Origin of the sequence: Glycomyces amatae, from assembly GCF_020991375.1 — a bacterium.
Lineage (GTDB): Bacteria > Actinomycetota > Actinomycetes > Mycobacteriales > Micromonosporaceae > Glycomyces > Glycomyces amatae.
In genome coordinates this window covers 246,967-263,458 of record NZ_JAJLQZ010000003.1, presented here as the reverse complement: position 1 = coordinate 263,458, position 16,492 = coordinate 246,967, and the positions used below count along the sequence as shown (strand labels likewise).

The window sequence follows — 16,492 nt, the reverse complement described above, 5'->3', positions numbered from 1 at the left end:
AGGTCACTCCACCACCGGCGGCTCGACCATGAACGGCCGGACCTCGAGCCACTCGTGCAGCGGCTCACCGTCCTTGCCGGGCGCCGACGACAGGACCGCGGCGGCCTCGTAGGCGCGCTCCTTGGACTCGACGTCGATGATCATCCATCCGGCGATGAGGTCCTTCGTCTCGGCGAACGGGCCGTCGGTGACCGGCGGCCTGCCTTCGCCGTCGTACCGCACGAACTCGCCGTCGGGGGCGAGCGCCTGCCCGTCCACGAACTCGCCCCGTTCGGCGAGGTCGTCGGCGAACCTGCGCATGAACTCGATGTGCGCCGTGATCTCCTCGGGCGTCCACTGGTCCATCGACGCCTCGGCGTTCGGGTGCGGCCTCGGTCCGCCGCGGTAGTGCTTGAGCAACAGGTACTTGGCCATGGTGCCATCCTCCTTCTCCGGGCGGCTCGTCTCGCCGCCGACACCCCTGTGACGGAGCCGGGCCCCGGTTCTCGACATCGTCCGGTACCTGTTTCGCAGATTTTTTCGCGAGGCCGCGCCCGGAGGCGGAGGCGCAGGTCCGCCAGGGGGTGTTCGCCCGGCGGACCTGCCGCCGCGGGTCCAGGTCTCCTTCGTGCCTTCCGGTCAGGGGTGGACGGCCTCCTCCTCTTCGACCGCCGGCCGCGCGAACTGGGCCTCGTAGAGGCGGGCGTAGGCGCCGCCCTTGACCAGCAGGGACTCGTGGTCGCCCTGTTCGACCACGCTGCCGTGCTCCATCACCACGATCACGTCGGCGTCGCGGATCGTGGAGAGGCGGTGGGCGATCACGAAGCTCGTGCGGCCCTGGCGCAGGGCGATCATGCCCTGCTGGACCAGCATCTCGGTGCGGGTGTCCACCGAGCTGGTCGCCTCGTCCAGGATCAGGATCGACGGGTCGATCAGGAACGCCCGCGCGATCGTCACCAGCTGGCGCTCGCCCGCGCTCAGGCTGCCCTCCTCGGTGCCCACGACGGTGTCGTACCCGTCGGGGAGGGTGCGGATGAAGTGGTCGGCGTGGGCCGCCGCGGCCGCGGCCGCCACCTCCTCGCGGGTCGCCTCGGGCCTGCCGTAGGCGATGTTCTCCGCGATGGTGCCGTCGAACAGCCACGTGTCCTGGAGGACCATGCCGATGCGCCGCCGCAGGCGCTCGCGCTCGACGGTCGCGACGTCGACGCCGTCCACGGTGATGCGGCCCGCGTCCAGGTCGTAGAAGCGCATGAGCAGGTTCACCAGGGTCGTCTTGCCCGCGCCGGTGGGGCCGACGATCGCGACCGTCTGGCCCGGCTCCGCCGACAGCCACAGGTCCTCGATCAGCGGCTCGTCCTCCAGGTAGCGGAAGGACACGTCCTCGAAGGCGACCCGGCCGTCCACCGCCGCGAGGGCCGCGTCGGCGGCCCGCGGGTCCGGCGACTGCTCCTCGGCGTCGAGGAGCTCGAAGACCCGCTCGCCCGAGGCGACCGCGGACTGGATCTGCCCGAACATGGCCGCCAGCATGTTCAGCGGGTTCGAGAACTGGCCGGTGTACTGGATGAACGCCTGGATCTGCCCGAAGGTGAGCACCGCGGCGGCCACCTGGAGCCCGCCGACCACGGCCACGAGCACATAGGTCACCGAGCCGAGGAAGGCCATCGCCGGGCCGAGCAGCCCCGCCACCCACTGGGCGCGGACGGTGTTGTCGTACAGCTCCTCGTTGTGCCGCTCGAACGTCTCGGCGCCCTGGGCCTGGCGGCCGAACAGGGTCACCAGCTGGTGCCCGGTGATCATCTCCTCGACGTGGCCGTTGAGCCTCCCCGTGGTGGCCCACTGCTTCGCGAACCGCGGCTGGCTGCGCTTGCCGATCATCCTGGTGGCCAGGAGCGTCAGCGGCAGCGTCAGGACCACGACCAGGGTGAGCAGCGGCGAGATGGTGAGCATCATGATCGGGACGCCGACGAGGAACAGCAGGCCCTGCACGACCCGCTGGGTCACCTGGCCCACCGTCTGCGTCAGGTTGTCGATGTCGTTGGTGACCCGCGAGAGCACCTCGCCGCGCGAGTGCGAGTCGAAGTAGCGCAGCGGGAGCGCCGAGATCTTCCGGTCGGCCTCGGCGCGCAGCTCGAACGCCATCTGCTGGGCCAGCTTCGCGATGGTGCGCCCGTTGGAGACGGTGATCGCGAACGTGGCCAGCGCCAGCGCGACGGCGAGCCCGAGCATCCGGGCGAGGGCCCCGAAGTCGAGGCCGCCCGCGGCGGCGCCCTCGATCACCAGGTCGGTGGCGCGGCCCAGGACGGTGGGGATCGAGAGCATCCCGCAGACCATGAGCACCCCGAAGCCGACCACGGAGGCCAGGCGGAGCCGGTCGCGCCGCAGCAGCCCCAGGATGCGCCGGACGGTGCCGCGGAAGTCGTCCGCCTTCTTCAGGGCCGGCATGCCCGGCCCGCCGCGCATGGTCACAGCGCCTCCTGGAGGGTGAGTTGGGAGTTGACGATCTCGGCGTACACCGCGTTGCCCGCGAGGAGCTCCTCGTGGGCGCCGGTGCCGACCACGCGCCCGGCCTCGAGGACGACGATGCGGTCGGCGTCGCGGATCGTCGAGACCCGCTGGGCCACGATGACCTGGGCGGCGTCGGCGATCTCGGTGGCGAGCGCGGCCCGCAGGGCCGCGTCGGTGGCGGTGTCCAGGGCGGAGAAGGAGTCGTCGAACAGGTAGACCCGGGGGCGCGCCACCAGGGTCCGGGCGATGGCCAGGCGCTGGCGCTGGCCGCCGGAGACGGTGGTGCCGCCCTGGCCGATGACCGTGTCGAGCCCGTCGGGCATGGCGCGGACGAACTCGGCCGCCTGCGCGACCTCGAGCGCGCGCCACAGGTCCTCGTCGCTCGCGTCCGGGTCGCCGTAGCGCAGGTTCGAGCCGACGGTGCCCGAGAACAGGTAGGCCCGCTGGGGGACGAGCCCGATGGTGCGGGCGATGAGCGCCCGGTCCATCTCGCGGACGTCGACGCCGTCGACCCGCACCGCCCCCGCGTCCACGTCGAACAGGCGGGGGATGAGGTGGAGCAGGGTGGTCTTGCCCGCGCCGGTGGAGCCGATGACCGCGGTGGTCTGCCCGGGCCGGGCCACCAGGTCGACCTCGCGCAGGACGGCCTCCTCGGCGCCGTCGTAGCGGAAGGAGACGCCCGCGACCTCGAGCTCGCCGAGCCCGGCGATCTCGGTGACCGGCTCGGCCGGGTTCGCGATGGTCGGCTCGGTGTCGAGGACCTCGCGGAGGCGGCCGGCCGCGACCTTCGCGCGCGGCAGCATCATGAACACGCCCATGGACATCATGACCGCGCCGAGGATCTGCCCGGCGTAGGTGAGGAACGCGATGAGGTCGCCGATCTGCATGGTGCCCTCGGCGATGCGGCCCGCGCCGATCCACACGATGGCGATCGAGGTGAGGTTGCCGAAGACCATCGCGGTGGCGCCGAAGAAGGCCTGGACGCGGCCGACGCGCAGCGAGGCGTCGGTGAGCGCGGTGTTGGCCTCGGAGAAGCGGCGCTGCTCGTGGTCGTCGCGCACGAAGGCGCGGATGACGCGGATGCCGGTGATGTGCTCGCGCATGACCCGGTTGATCCCGTCGATGCAGCGCTGCATGAGGCGGCTGGCCGGGATCATCGCGTGGACGATGCAGAAGATGACGGCGGCGACGACGGGGATGGCGGCCAGGAGCACCCCGGCCATGGGCACGTCGAGGCTCAGGGCGAGCGCGAGGCCGCCGATCGCGGCGATCGGCGCCGTCAGGAGCATGGTCAGGCCCATGACCAGCATCGTGACGATCTGCGTGACGTCGTTGGTGGTGCGGGTGATGAGCGAGGGCGCGCCGAAGCGGTCCATCTCGGCGGCCGAGAAGCGCTGCACCTGCCTGAAGAGGTCGGCCCTGAGGTCGCGCCCGACGCCCATGGCGGCTCTGGCGCCGAAGTAGACGGCGAGGGCCGCGGCGGTGATCTGGACGAGGGTGACGGCGAGCATGAACCCGCCGTGGCGCAGTACGTAGCCGGTGTCGCCCTGGGCGACGCCGTGGTTGATGACGTCCGCGTTGAGCGTGGGGACGTAGAGGGTGGCCATCGTCTGGACGATCTGGAAGACGACGGTGAGGACCAGGGGGCGGCGGTGCGGGCGCAGGTATTCGGCGAGGAGCCGGAAGACCCGGCCCTCCGGCGAGGGTTCCCCGCCGTGCGGGTCGGCGCCCCTTCGGGTGAGGGATGCGGCTGGTGTTCCTGTCATGCGGACGAGCATAGCAGTACTCTTGGACCCGGTACAAATTTTTTCCCGGTTCAGATTTTGATCTGGTACAGTTACGGGTGTGGAGCAACACACCGGCCTGCGCGCCCGCAAGAAGAACGCGACCTGGGGACTGCTGAAGTCGACCGCGCTCACCATGTTCGAGGAGCGCGGCTACGAGAACGTGTCCGTCGCCGAGATCGCCGCCGCCGCCGAGGTCTCCAAGGCCACGGTCTTCAACTACTTCCCCAGCAAAGAGGACCTCGTCATCGGCGGCATGCGGCACCACACCGGCGACGCCGCCCGGGTCGTGCGCGAGCGCCGCCGCGGCCAGACCCCCCACGCCGCCATGCGCGAGCACTGCCTCCACCTGGTCGAGCACCACGCCCCGCAGGTCGGCCTCAGCGACGAACCGATGTTCCTCCAGGTCCAGCGCCTGCTCATCGCCACGCCCGTGCTCATGGTCAGCGCCATGGCCTACCGCCGCCGCTCCGCGGTCGAACTGGGCGAGGTCCTCATGGCCGAGGGCCACTCCCGGCTGACCTCGAGCCTGGTCGCCTCCCAGCTCCTCCACACCCAGCACATCCTCGCCGAGCTCAACATCAGGCGGATGCTCCACGGCGACCCGGTCGAGGAGATCCGCGCGCAGGCCGTCGGCGCCGCCCAGCACGCCTTCGGGCTGCTCGAGACCGGCATCGGCGACCTGATGCGCCGCGACACCGAGCCGCCCGCCGCCCCGGACGCCGCCTTCAACCGCGACGACTGCCCCACCGGCTACGAGCCCTGCGAGAGCGAGGCGCGCGACGCCGCCGAGCGGGTCCTCGCCGACACCGGGGACGAGCTGCTCCAGGCCCTCACCGACCCGCGGCGCTGAGCCGCGCCCGGCGGACCCGCGACACGCGAGAACACGAATCGCGGTCACGCCGGTGGCCCAGCGTGACTAGACTGCCCCCTATGTCCTCACTCGACCATCTCGTCCTCGCCACGCCCGACCTCGCCGCCACCGTGACCGAAATCGAGCGCCTCACCGGGACGCGACCCGTTCCCGGCGGCATCCACCCGGGCCGGGGCACCGGCAACTTCCTGCTCGGCCTCGGCGACGGCGGCTACCTCGAGATCATCGGGCCCGACCCCGAGCAGAAGGCCCCGAAGGGCCCGCGGCCCTTCGGCGTCGACGACCTCACCGAGGCCCGCATGGTCACCTGGGCGCTGCGCGTCGACGACCTCGACGCCGCGGTCGCGGGCGCCCGCGAGGCCGGGTACGACCCCGGCGAGCCCTGGGAGATGTCGCGGCGGACCCCTGAGGGCGACCACATCGAGTGGCGGCTCACGCTCGACCGCGAACGGGGCCACTCGGGGCCCGTGCCCTTCCTCATCGACTGGGGCCGGACCCCGCACCCGTCCGCGGGCCTGCCGCTCGTGCCGCTCGTCGGCCTCGAAGCGGTCCACCCCGAGCCCGACCTGGTGGAGGGCCCGATCGCCGCGCTCGACGTGAAGCTCCCGGTCAAGGCCGGCAACCGGATCTCCCTGGCGGCCACGCTCTTCGGCGAGACCGGCCTGGTCGTCCTGCACTGAGCCGGCGCGGCGGGCCGCTAGCCTGCGGACCCGCCCGGGGCGCCCGTGCCCGTCGGCGGCTCGCCGCCGGGACCGCCCCCGCCGCCCGGCGCCGCACCGCCGCCGCCCGCCTCGGTGCCCGTGTCCACGCCCACCGCCAGCGACACGGTGAACCCGGCGGCGACGTCGCCGGTCACGGTCGCCAGCTGGGACTCCCCGCCGTCGTCGCCGAAGACGTTGTCGGTGTCGAGGGCGACCTGCCCGAGGTTCGCGACCGACTGCTCGTAGCCGCTCTCGCCGTAGACCGTGTCGCAGACGTCCTCGGGCAGAGCGACCTGGGAGGTGGCGATCGCCTCGGCGCTGTCGGCGATCGCGTCCACGTCCGGGTAGACCTCGAAGTGGACGTGCGGCCAGCGGCCCGAATAGCAGGCCGGGAAGACGCTCGTGAACGCCACGACCCCGTCCTCGTCGGCGACCTGCACGCCCCGCAGGTAGTTCTCGTCCTCCAGGCCCTCGGCGTACATCGAGTACGCGCCGTCGCGGTCGCAGTGCCACACGTACACGGCCGCGCCCGCGAAGCGGGCGTTCCCGTTCGCCATGTCGTAGACCGTCAGCTCCAGGGTCATCGGCACGCCCTCGGCCGTGGCGCCGCCGGTGCCGAAGCTCGAGCGGATGTCGCTGCGCACGACCCCGCTCTGCTCCAGGACGTCGGCGCCGTTGGAGCCGTCGCCCGGATACGGGCCCGCGGTCTCCTCCGGGATCTCGGTCAGGTCCCCTGACGCGGCCGCGCCGGCGTCAGCCGCGGTGCACGCCGCGAGGCCCGCGACCGCCAGGCCCGCGCCCGCGAAGAGCACGCCGCGGCGGCTCAGCAGCGTCCCGATGTCGAATCGGAGGCCCTGGTCGACCAGCTCCTCGTCCGGTCTGGCGTACGGACGGCCCTGGTAGGCCGGTGTTCCCTCTGTCTCGGCGGCCACTGCCCGCTCCTCTCCGCTCGTGTGCCGCCATGGTCCGGGCGGAACCTCCCCGAACGGCTGGGAGGCGGATCAGAGTCGCCTCGGAAACCTAGGTCCTGCTCGCCTTCAGCGTGTACATCAGCGGGGCCTTCGGCGTGCCCTCGGGCTGCCGGTACGCCTCGCCGTCGCGCTCGAGCGTGCCGAACTGCTGGAAGAGCGTCCAGTCGAACTCGTGCAGGAACTCCAGGCGCAGGCCGTGCGCGGCCAGCGCCGACACGACCGCGCCGATCGCGTGGTTCCACTCGTAGCTGAGGTTGCGCTCGGTCTCGGCCCGGAAGTCGACGTAGGTGCCCGGCTCGTCGAGGACGACCGGCTCGCGGCCGAGGTAGTCGCGCTCGAAGCGGGTGCCGGTGTTCCAGTCCAGGACGTTGGAGAGCGGGTGGAACTCGGCCAGGTACAGGAACCCGCCGGGGGCGACCAGCGAGGACGCGACCTCGGCCCAGCGCTCGATGTCCGGCAGCCAGCACAGGGCGCCGATGCCGGTGTAGACGACGTCGAAGACCTCGCCGCCGAGGGCTTCGCGGGCGTCGTAGACGTCGGCGGCGGTGAACGCGGCCCGCTCGGGGGCGAATCCGAGCCCCGCCGCCAGGCCGCGGGCGACCTCGACCGCCGGTTCGGAGAAGTCCAGCCCGACGACGCGCGCGGCCCCGCGCCGCGCCCACGAGAGCGTGTCCTGGCCCATGTGGCACTGGAGGTGGACCAGGCTCTTGCCGGTGACGTCGCCCACTTCATCGGCCTGGAAGCCGGCGACGGTGTCCTTGCCGGCGAGGAACGCCTCGTGGTCGTAGAAGGCGCTGGCGGCGTGGATCGGGACGCGCTCGTCCCACATGGCCCGGTTGGCCTCGCGCCAGTCCGGTTCGGATGCGGTGGTCATGTCGATTCCTCTCGTCGGGTCGGTCGGGGTCTGCGGCCGATGAGGACCGCGTGCGCGCGTTGCAGGACGCCCCCGGCCCGGGCGAGGGCGCGCATGCGCAGGCGGAACTCCTCGCGGCGGTCGTCCGGCAGGTCCTCGATGAAGGCCAGGTAGCCGTGCGAGCGGCACCAGTCCCAGAGGGCGTCGCCGTCCGGGACGGGCACGACGACCTCGATGTGCCGCTCCTCCAGGTCGACGAAGCCCGCCGCGCTCATCGCCCGGCGCATGTCGATCGCGGCCCCCATGCCGCCGCCGGGCGGCAGGTGCGGGGCGAACTCGGCGAACAGCGCGTCCATGTCGTCCTGGATCGCGGCCGGTTCGGGGGCGCGGACCGCGGCGCCGACGGGCACGGCGAAGCGCCCGCCGGGGGCGAGGACCCTGAACGCCTCCTCGACGCCTCGCGCCGGACGGTCGAGGAGGTGGACCACGAACGCGGCCGTGGCCAGGTCGAAGCTCGCATCGGGGAACACCAGGTGCTCCGCGTCCATGACCAGGGTCCGGGCCTGCGGGAAGTCGGCGGCGAGGCGCGCGACCATCGCCGGGGCGGCGTCGACCGCGGTCACCGCGCAGCCGCGGTCGAGGGAGGGACCCACCAGGGCTCCGCGCCCGGCCCCGATGTCGAGGTGGCGGGTGCCCGGCCCGGGCCCGACCGCCGCGACGAGCCGCTCCCCGATCGCGGCGAAGAACGGCAGGACCTCGTCGTAGGCGCCCGCGACGCGTTCGAACACGTGCCAGGAGGGGAGAGAGCGCATGGGCTCCACCCTTGCAGCGGGCCCCTCCGGAGGCAACCGTTTTAGTCGCTCTTGCTGCGGGCTCCGGGGAAGTCGGACACGTAGGTCCAGCCGAGGTGCTCGTACAGGGCGCGGCCCTCGTCGCTGCCCACCAGGAGGCCCCACTCCATGCCGAGGGCGCGCGCGTTCCCGGACAGGGCCCGCATCAGCGTCGACCCCAGGCCGCGGCGCTGGTGGGCCGGGGCGGTGACGACCTTGTCGAAGACGCCGAACCCGCCCGACCGGCCCAGCCGCGCCGAGGCGGCCAGGTCGCCGTTGCGGTGGAAGGCCCGGGCCACGGTGAGCGCGCCCTCGGTCTCCACCGTCAGCCGGTAGTCATCGGGGACGGCGTAGGCGGTCGGCGCGAAGGCCGTGGTCATGAGGTGCCCGGCGGGGTCCATCGTCCACGTCGAGGGCAGTGATTCGCGCAGCAGCCCGGTGGGGCCCGCGATCATGATCTGGCGGCCCGGCGCCGACAACCGCTCAGCCGCCTCGGCGAGGGACGCGGCCGTGCAGGTGTGGAAGACCCGGCGGATCTCGGCGCTGGGCGGGCCGACCGGGACCTCGAAGCCGCCGGGCACCGGGACCGGCTGCGGCGTGACGCGCGAGACGGCCCGGCCGCGGCCCCAGGCCATGACGAGGTCGGGGATCGAGTGGGGCACGGGGACTCCTTAGCGGATCGGGTCTCCGCCATCTTATTGCAAGCATCTTGCAATAGTCGAACGGCGTCGGGACTGGATTGTCGGTGGCCTCGCGTAGGCTCGGCGCGACGTGCGAGGTGAGGGGAGCCGCGGTGAGCGATGCCGTGAAGTCCGACGACGGTCTGGCGAGGTGCCCGTGGGGCGCCGACCCGCAGATCTACCGGGAGTACCACGACGGCGAGTGGGGCCGCCCGATCCGCGGCGACGACGCCCTGTTCGAACGCGTCAGCCTGGAGGCCTTCCAGTCGGGCCTGTCCTGGCTGGTGATCCTGCGCAAACGCGAGGCCTTCCGCAAGGCCTTCGCGGGCTTCTCGATCGCGAAGGTCGCCGCGTTCACCGACGCCGACGCCGAACGGCTGCTCCAGGACCCCGGGATCGTGCGCAACCGCGCCAAGATCGCCGCGACGATCGCGAACGCCAAGGCCGCCGCCGAACTGGTCGCCGCCTCGGGCACCGGCCTCAGCGACCTCGTGTGGTCCTTCGCGCCCGAGCGGCGCGAGCGCCCGAAGCGGCTGGCCGACATCGCCGCGGTGACCCCGGAGTCCACCGCGCTGTCCAAGGCCCTCAAGAAGCGCGGCTTCCGGTTCGTCGGCCCCACCACGGCCTACGCGATGATGCAGGCGATCGGCATGGTCGACGACCACCTCGCCGACTGCCACGTCGCCGAACTCCCTTAGGTCCAATGCCGTTCAGTCAGGGCGTCGGTGCGCCGGGGTGGGTGGCTCGGTTGCCGGTGGCGCCGGGGTGGCGGTCAGGGCGGCGGCGACGAAGCGGTGTGTGGAGGACCGGTGTGGGTGTGCGGGGCCCGGGTCGGCGGGGCTCGGACTTACTGCGGCGGCGACGGTGGGGTGTGCGCGGGGCTGGTGTTGGTTGGCGGGTTCGGGGGCCGGTGTGGGTCGGGCGGGGCGCCATTGTGGATCTGGTGGTCGGTGTCGTTGCGAGACAGGAACACCGGTGGAAACGTGAGGGTTCTCTACCCGTGTGGGTGTTGCCGGGGTGGGGCTATCGGGGGGATGATTGGTGGTACGTACAGGGTTACGGAATCAGTGCAAGCGAACGAGATGTGTTCAATTAATGCAGACTACGACAGCCTCTGGCCGCTCGTACCGCCCACTGGTGTCGGGGCCGCCCTCGCAGCTAGGACGGGGATTGTTTGTCCCGCGTTTCGGTCCTGCGCTGGTACCACCGTCACCGCGGTCTACGGGCATGTGACGGGAGTGCGGCCTCCTTGAGGAGGTACCGCCGGCCAGCACAGTCGGAGTCCCGCACACACCCCCGGGCGTATCCAGCACACCCACCCGACCACCACCACCGGCAGGAAGGACAGGACGAGCCGGAGGAACAAGACCGCCAGGCCCGACAGGCCCGGCAGGACGATAGATCGTCCGGCACGCCAGGCAGGACAGGCAGGCCACGGCGGCGACTACTCGACGGCGATGCGAGACCCGGCCGCGAGAGCCCGCTGCGAGACGGTGCCGTCAGGCGAGGCGATCACCATCGCGCTCACGACCGCGTATCCGCCCGGACGCGACCACACCCACCGGGAGGAGGTGAACCCACCATGACCACCACGACCACGACGATGCCCTGCACTGCGACTCCTGCGGCACCCGCCGCGCACCAGGCCGCCTGGCGGCAGGCCGCTGCGACGAACCCGGCCGCCACCGACCCCGCCGCCGCGGCGACGACCGGCACCGGCCCCACCGCAGCGGCGACCGGCCGAGCCGCCGCAGCGAGGCCCGGCCGAGCCGCCACCGCACCGGCGACCACCGGCCCCGCCACCACCGCCGGAACACCGTCGCTCGTTCCCGGCGCCACCCACACCACCCCGGCCCTGGCAACCCGCCCCCCGAACCGGCCACTCCCGCACACCGTCGCTGCCCGCCCGAACACCGGACACGAACCGCCCCTGCCCTGGCAACACCTCCAAACCCGCTCCGCCGCCTCGCCGTTCGATCCCGGCGCCACCCCACCACCCCGGCCCCGGCGACAACTGCAGGACCGACCCCTCCGCCACACCGTCGCCGCCGCCTGCACCCCGCCCGAGTACCGACCCGACCCCGGCAACCCACCCCGGCCCCGGCCTCCACGCCTCCGTCGCCGACCACTCGAACCCCACCCCAGCACCACCCCGGCCCTGGCGAGGCGCCTTCACCCGATTTCCCGACACTGGTTCGCCGACCGCCCGAACACCGGACTAAGACCGACACCCCTAACTGAACGGCATTGCCCCCAGGCCCTCAGCTGAGACGGTTCCAGAAGCCGCAGTGGTGCCCCGCCGCCATGTCGGCCATGCCGCTCCCGGCGGCCGCGAACGTGTAGGCGCCGCGGCGCTCGTACTCCGGCCAGCCGGGGTCGCCGTCGACGGCGAACGCCGTCCAGTGGTCGATCATGGCCTCCGACAGCACTGACCGGTCGCCCTCGGGACGCGGTCCGAAAGGCGTGTCGAAGAAGTAGCCGAGATCGCTGCTGTGGTTGGCGCCGAAGGGAAAGCCGTTGTACGGCTCAGTCGGCTCGGCGAACTCGTAGGCGTAGGCCGGCGCGTACTGGGCGGCGGCCTCCAGCGCGGGCAGCTGCGAGCAGATCCCCAGTTGGCCGCCGTCGTCGGTGAGCAGGGTCGCGAGTGCGATGCTCGGCGACCCGTAGTCGCCCGCCGGGTACTTCGCGAGGATCGCGCGGGCGGTGCGCCCGCCGTAGAGGTCCTCGACGACCCGCGGGTACTCGGCCTCGGTGACCGGCCCGTCCAAGCCGTCGAAGGCGCCGTACACTATGGACCGCATCTCGTCGCTGGTCCCGCCGTGCAGGAGCGGCACGTCGGCCGCGAGGCCGCGCCGCATGGCCGCGAGCGGCTGGAGCGGCAGCGCCTCGGTCCCCGCGACCGGCGACCACGGCAGGTCGGCGGCCCGGCGGTGGAGCCCGTCGTCGGGCGCGAGGGCGACGAGGTCGGCCGGGTCCGCCTCGCGCAGGCAGGACTCGGCGTCGGCGCCGTCGCAGCCGAGCGCCGCCGCGTGCGCCAGGCCGCGCCGTTCGGCCTCCTCCACCGCGACGACGGCGTTGCCGCACGGGGCGCTCTGCACGATCGCCTTGTCGAACAGGCCCGCCGCGCCGGGCGCGGCGAGCTGCGCGCACACGCTCCGCCCGCCCGCGGACTGGCCCCAGAGGGTGACGTTGCCGGGGTCGCCGCCGAACGCGGCGATCTCCTCCCGCACCCAGGCGAGCGCGGCCTGCTGGTCGGCGAGGCCGAAGTTGCCCGCGTCCGGGTCGTCCAGGTCGGGGTGGGCGAGCCAGCCGAGGGCGCCGAGCCGGTAGTTGAGGGTGACCACGACCGCCTCGCCGCGTTCGACGATACGGACCGGGTCGTACATGTCGCCCGAGCCGGAGCGGAGGCCGCCGCCGTGGAGGAACACGAGGACCGGCAGCGGCCCGGCGGCCCTGTTCGGGGTGTGGACGTCGAGGTACAGGCAGTCCTCGCTGCCCGTCGGCGCGCCGGGGTCCCGGCTCGGTTGCAGGCAGGGGGCGCCGGGTGCGGCGGCGTCGCGGACGCCGTCCCACGGTGCGGCGGGCTCCGGTGCGCGCCAGCGCAGGTCGCCGACCGGCGGCGCGGCGTACGGGATGCCCTGGAAGGAGCGGGTCTCCGCGGTGACGGTGCCGCGCAGCAGACCGCCGCCGGTCCGGACCAGGCCGGTGTCGTCAATGTGCGCAGCGTCGGCGTGCGCGGCGGCGGACGCGGTCAGCGCGAGCAGACCGGCCGCCGCCGCGGCGAGGGTTCTGAGAAGCAGTGCGTTCATGGGTCCACACTGCTTCGCGGCGCCCGGGCCGCGCGTCGGCGCGGCCGCGTATTCGCGGCTACGCCGAGGCGCGTACCCGGCTCATCCGATCGTGACCGTGTCGCTCGCCTCGACGCCGTTGACGGTGGCGGTCAGCTCGACCGCGCCGCCGCGCCAGGCGCAGAGCTCCCGCGTCTCGGGGTCGAACCACGCGTCGTAGAACCACCAGGAGAGCGGCCCGGGCGGGTGCTCGCCGATGTGGACGTTCGAACCGGACCAGGTGACGCCCATCGGATACGCGACCGGCATCGTCGAACCGCCTTGCGCCAGTTCGGCTTCGACCACCACGGTCTGGCCGGGCGCGAGGTCCGGGACGTCCACGGCCAGCTCGTCCACCTGCGGCCGGACCACGGCGGTGAACGGCTCCTCGTCCCACCAGCCGGTGTCGGCGCCGACGCCGAACTCGGTCCAGCCGACGAACCCGCCCTCCTCCGGCGTGCTCGACGGGGCCTTCCCGGAGTTGCCGTTCACCCAGTAGGACACGCCGTCCACGCGGGAGGCGTCGAAGTAGCCGGCGTGCGCGCCGATGTAGAGCGCCTCCTTGCCGCTGTCGGCCTCGAACCCGGTGAGCCAGCGCTCCACCACCTCGGCCTCGAGCCGGTCGCCGAGCTGGCTCGCGGCCTGCGGGCTCTTGTCGTTCGTCGGCACGTGGGCGACCACGGCGACCGAGTCGACCGCGGGGTCGGCGGCGGCCTCGTCGAGCGCCTCGCGGAGCATCGCGACCTGGTCCCAGCCGCCGTCGGCGATGGTCAGCCCCGAGGTGTCGAGCGTGACGAACCGGGTCCCGCCGCGGTCGAAGACCTGGTGGGCGGGGCCGAACACCGCCGACCAGTCCTCGACGTCGCAGCCCATGGCCTCGTGGTTGCCCGGCACGTAGACCCAGTCGGGTCCGTCGCCGAGCTCCTCGTCCAGAATCCGCTCGGCCAGGGCGAGGTCGTCGCTCTCGCACTCGTCCACCAGGTCGCCGTTGACGATCAGGAGTTCCGCGTCGGAGGCCGCGATCTCGCGGAGCGTGCGGCGGGCCGACTCGACGATGGGGCCGTCGGGGTTCTCGGCGGTGAACTGCGCGTCCGACATGACCGCGAAGGTCCAGTCGGCCCCGTCGAGGCCGTCGGCCACCAGCGGGTCGGGCCGCGCCTCCTCATCCGGCACCTCGACATCGGGTGCGGTGTAGGCGGTGAGGCCGCTGATGGTGATCTCACCCTGGTAGGCCGCGTCGGGCCTGGTCTCGGCGACGTAGAAGCGGTGGACGGCGACCGGGTAGTCCACGCCCGCGGGCACGTCGAACTCGGCCCACTGCCAGCCCGGCTCGTTCAAGTGGTCGCCGCGCAGCACCACGTCGGTGCCCGCCGCGTCCTTGAGGTGCAGGGACGGCCACTCGCCGTTCCCCTGCGACTCGATCCACATCCCGAAGCGCTGCGGCTGGCCCTCGACGGCGATGCCCGCCGGCGGCCACGCGTAGGCGGCGCGGGTGGCGGTGGACTGCGCGAAGTCGTAGGCGAGCGTGAGCCCCTCGCCGTCGTGCCCCGCCCCGGGCGTCACCGACCCGGTCGCCCGCGCCGCCGTGAACGTCCACTGCGATGCGTCACTGAAGTCGGCGACGGTCCGCTCGGTGAGCCCGACCGTGACGGCGAGCGCCGTCGTCCGGCCCTTGACGGTGAACGCCACGGTGCCCGATCCGCTCGCGGCCTCCGCCGTGAGGGTGAAGCCGCCGAGGCCGTCGGGTTCGATCGCGAACAGGTCCTCGTCGTACTCGAGCGCGACGTCCGCCGGGTCGATCGGCGCGGTGAAGCCGTCCGCGTCGGTCCCGATGAGCTGGAACGGGGCCTCGGCCCCGGCCTCGGGCAGCGAGAGCAGTCGCTGCGAGGGCGCGATCGCGGCGAGCGGCCCGAGCACCGTCAGCTCCGTCGCGCCGGCGGCGCTCCCGGACCGGGCGGTGACGGTCGCGGTGCCCGGCAGGTACCCGGCGTGGAAGACCGCGTCACCGTCCACATGGCCCGACCAGGAGGGCGAGGTCCGCCAGCGCGGCGTCGCCTCGGCCGGGGCGAGCGTGTCGTCGTGCGCCGCCCACGAGAGCGGGCGCGTCAGCCCGGGGAAGACCCGGTCGTAGTCGGCGCCCTCGATCGCGCCGGGCGCGAACGGGGCCTGCGGTGCGACCGCGAACCCGTCCGCGTCGCCGTCCCCGGCCGGGACGGTCAGGGCCAGGCCGTTGCCCACGGCCCGCTCGGTGCCGTCCGAGGGGCTGTTGACCGCGACCAGGTCGTCGGTGCCCGGGGCGCGGGCGAGCAGCGTGGAGGAGCCGCCGCCGTCGAGGTTGAGCGCGTCGTGGGCGCCCATCGCCAGCAGCTGCTCGGCGAGCTCGTCGAGGCTGTACCCGCCGCTGGCGGCCTGGCGGCCGTCCACGGTGACGACGTACAGGGTGGCGCCGTCCTCGGAGACGCCGACGGCGGTGCGCGGGTGGCGGGTCCGGTCGTCGTGCGGGACGATCCGGCCGTCCTCGACGAGGACCTGGCGGCCCGAGACCGCCGTCTGCGGGACCTCGCCCTCGACCAAGGGCGCGTAGTCCACTGCGACCTCGTCGCCGACCGCGAGTGCTCCGAGGGCCTCGGCCCCGGCGTCGCGGCCGACGAGCGCGAGAGCGTCCTCGGCGATGGGCCCGGCCTCGGGCGCGTCGGTCACGGCCGCGACGACGCCGTCCACGATGGTCACTTCGACGATGTCGGCGGCGCCCTCGGTGACGCGGGCGCGGCTCGCCTCGCCCCAGTTCGCGTCGTACACGCCGATGCCGTCCGCGGGCAGCTCGGTCGTGTTGAGGCCGTGGAGGTCGAACGTGTGCGACCCGCTGACGGCGGTGCCGGTGAACCCGATCGGCTCGATCGCCGCGCGCCCCTCGGCGTCGAAGCCGAGCGTGTTCGCGGTGCCGGTGTCGGCGGACTTGACCAGTTCGCCGCCGGTGATGGCGACGCCCTCGGCCCCGCCGGTGTCGTTGATGTCGAAGAAGTCGGCGTTGAAGGCCAGGACCACGTCGTCGACTCCGCCGAGCTGGTCGCGGACCGGCGCGGCCTCGGCGACCGACCCGGGGGAGACGTACGCGGCGCGGACGTCGGCGGTGAGGTCGACGGTGGCCGCGTCGGCGCGCAGCCAGCCCTGGTCCTCCCACCGGTCGGAGGACTCGAGCGTGACGCCGGGGGCGAGCAGGGCGGTGTCGGCGTCGACGGTGATCGCCTCGCCTACCGCCTCCTGGGCGGCGGCGGGCGGCGCGACGGCGCCGGCGGCCAGCAGGGCCGCGAGGATCCAGGGGGTCTTGCGCACGATGGGACCTGGCCTTCGGGGGAGTGGCGGTGCAGGGTCCCGTCCAAGATCCCATGAAAATCAGCTACACGGGAAGGCCAAAACACGAAAATAATCGCCAAATTCTGGGCGAACCCCGGTGATCGCCTCGAGTCCCACTGGTGAACACGCGCCAC

12 protein-coding genes are annotated in these 16,492 nt (G+C 73.1%); 3 read left to right on the top strand and 9 right to left on the bottom strand.

Annotation, left to right across the window (positions count from 1 at the left end; genetic code table 11):
• Positions 1–3 precede the first annotated feature (3 nt).
• The 3 genes from LO763_RS06355 to LO763_RS06345 form a co-directional block, all read right to left on the bottom strand.
• Complete coding sequence (locus LO763_RS06355; protein WP_230601121.1) at positions 4–414, bottom strand: YciI family protein; 411 nt, start codon at positions 412–414, stop codon at positions 4–6.
• A gap of 204 nt (positions 415–618) precedes the next feature.
• Complete coding sequence (locus tag LO763_RS06350; protein WP_230601292.1) at positions 619–2,439, bottom strand: ABC transporter ATP-binding protein; 1,821 nt, start codon at positions 2,437–2,439, stop codon at positions 619–621.
• A gap of 2 nt (positions 2,440–2,441) precedes the next feature.
• Entirely contained in the window at positions 2,442–4,250 is a 1,809-nt protein-coding gene (locus LO763_RS06345; protein ID WP_230601120.1) for an ABC transporter ATP-binding protein, read from the bottom strand.
• A gap of 79 nt (positions 4,251–4,329) precedes the next feature.
• On the opposite strand from LO763_RS06345, the gene LO763_RS06340 reads away from it, so the two are divergent.
• Together LO763_RS06340 and LO763_RS06335 are read left to right on the top strand one after the other, a co-directional pair.
• The gene (locus tag LO763_RS06340; protein WP_230601119.1) at positions 4,330–5,121 is read left to right on the top strand and encodes a TetR/AcrR family transcriptional regulator; all 792 of its coding nucleotides are present in this window, start codon (positions 4,330–4,332) and stop codon (positions 5,119–5,121) included.
• A gap of 80 nt (positions 5,122–5,201) precedes the next feature.
• The gene (locus LO763_RS06335; RefSeq protein WP_230601118.1) at positions 5,202–5,822 is read left to right on the top strand and encodes a VOC family protein; all 621 of its coding nucleotides are present in this window, start codon (positions 5,202–5,204) and stop codon (positions 5,820–5,822) included.
• A gap of 17 nt (positions 5,823–5,839) precedes the next feature.
• On the opposite strand, the gene LO763_RS06330 is transcribed toward LO763_RS06335, so the two are convergent.
• The 4 genes from LO763_RS06330 to LO763_RS29635 all read right to left on the bottom strand — a co-directional run bounded on the left by LO763_RS06330 (position 5,840) and on the right by LO763_RS29635 (position 9,159).
• Positions 5,840–6,775, bottom strand: coding sequence for an intradiol ring-cleavage dioxygenase (locus LO763_RS06330; protein ID WP_230601117.1), 936 nt, complete (start codon positions 6,773–6,775; stop codon positions 5,840–5,842).
• A gap of 88 nt (positions 6,776–6,863) precedes the next feature.
• Positions 6,864–7,688: a class I SAM-dependent methyltransferase gene (locus LO763_RS06325; protein WP_230601116.1), complete on the bottom strand. Its 825-nt coding sequence runs from the start codon at positions 7,686–7,688 to the stop codon at positions 6,864–6,866.
• A complete protein-coding gene (locus LO763_RS06320; RefSeq protein WP_230601115.1) occupies positions 7,685–8,479 on the bottom strand; it encodes a class I SAM-dependent methyltransferase in 795 nt (264 codons plus the stop codon). The genes LO763_RS06325 and LO763_RS06320 overlap by 4 nt, the downstream gene beginning before the upstream one ends.
• A gap of 41 nt (positions 8,480–8,520) precedes the next feature.
• Positions 8,521–9,159, bottom strand: coding sequence for a GNAT family N-acetyltransferase (locus LO763_RS29635; RefSeq protein ID WP_230601114.1), 639 nt, complete (start codon positions 9,157–9,159; stop codon positions 8,521–8,523).
• Between the two features lie 131 nt (positions 9,160–9,290).
• Between LO763_RS29635 and LO763_RS06310 the strand changes: the two genes are divergently transcribed.
• Positions 9,291–9,875 (top strand): DNA-3-methyladenine glycosylase I, encoded by a 585-nt coding sequence (locus tag LO763_RS06310; RefSeq protein WP_369431924.1) that lies wholly within the window; start codon positions 9,291–9,293, stop codon positions 9,873–9,875.
• A gap of 1,563 nt (positions 9,876–11,438) precedes the next feature.
• On the opposite strand, the gene LO763_RS06305 is transcribed toward LO763_RS06310, so the two are convergent.
• Together LO763_RS06305 and LO763_RS06300 are read right to left on the bottom strand one after the other, a co-directional pair.
• Positions 11,439–12,986 carry a carboxylesterase/lipase family protein gene (locus LO763_RS06305; protein WP_230601113.1) on the bottom strand — a complete coding sequence of 516 codons (1,548 nt, stop codon included), beginning with the start codon at positions 12,984–12,986 and terminating at the stop codon, positions 11,439–11,441.
• Positions 12,987–13,067: 81 nt separating this feature from the next.
• A complete protein-coding gene (locus LO763_RS06300) occupies positions 13,068–16,337 on the bottom strand; it encodes a phosphodiester glycosidase family protein (protein ID WP_230601112.1) in 3,270 nt (1,089 codons plus the stop codon).
• Between the last annotated feature and the right edge of the window lie 155 nt (positions 16,338–16,492).

What these genes read in the sequence shown, in the direction of transcription:
- LO763_RS06305 (WP_230601113.1), bottom strand. Translation starts at nt 12,986, where the DNA reads ATGAACGCACTGCTTCTCAGAACCCTCGCCGCGGCGGCGGCCGGTCTG.
- LO763_RS06355 (WP_230601121.1), bottom strand. Translation starts at nt 414, where the DNA reads ATGGCCAAGTACCTGTTGCTCAAGCACTACCGCGGCGGACCGAGGCCG.
- LO763_RS06350 (WP_230601292.1), bottom strand. Translation starts at nt 2,439, where the DNA reads ATGCGCGGCGGGCCGGGCATGCCGGCCCTGAAGAAGGCGGACGACTTC.
- LO763_RS06345 (WP_230601120.1), bottom strand. Translation starts at nt 4,250, where the DNA reads ATGACAGGAACACCAGCCGCATCCCTCACCCGAAGGGGCGCCGACCCG.
- LO763_RS06320 (WP_230601115.1), bottom strand. Translation starts at nt 8,479, where the DNA reads ATGCGCTCTCTCCCCTCCTGGCACGTGTTCGAACGCGTCGCGGGCGCC.
- LO763_RS06335 (WP_230601118.1), top strand. Translation starts at nt 5,202, where the DNA reads ATGTCCTCACTCGACCATCTCGTCCTCGCCACGCCCGACCTCGCCGCC.
- LO763_RS06325 (WP_230601116.1), bottom strand. Translation starts at nt 7,688, where the DNA reads ATGACCACCGCATCCGAACCGGACTGGCGCGAGGCCAACCGGGCCATG.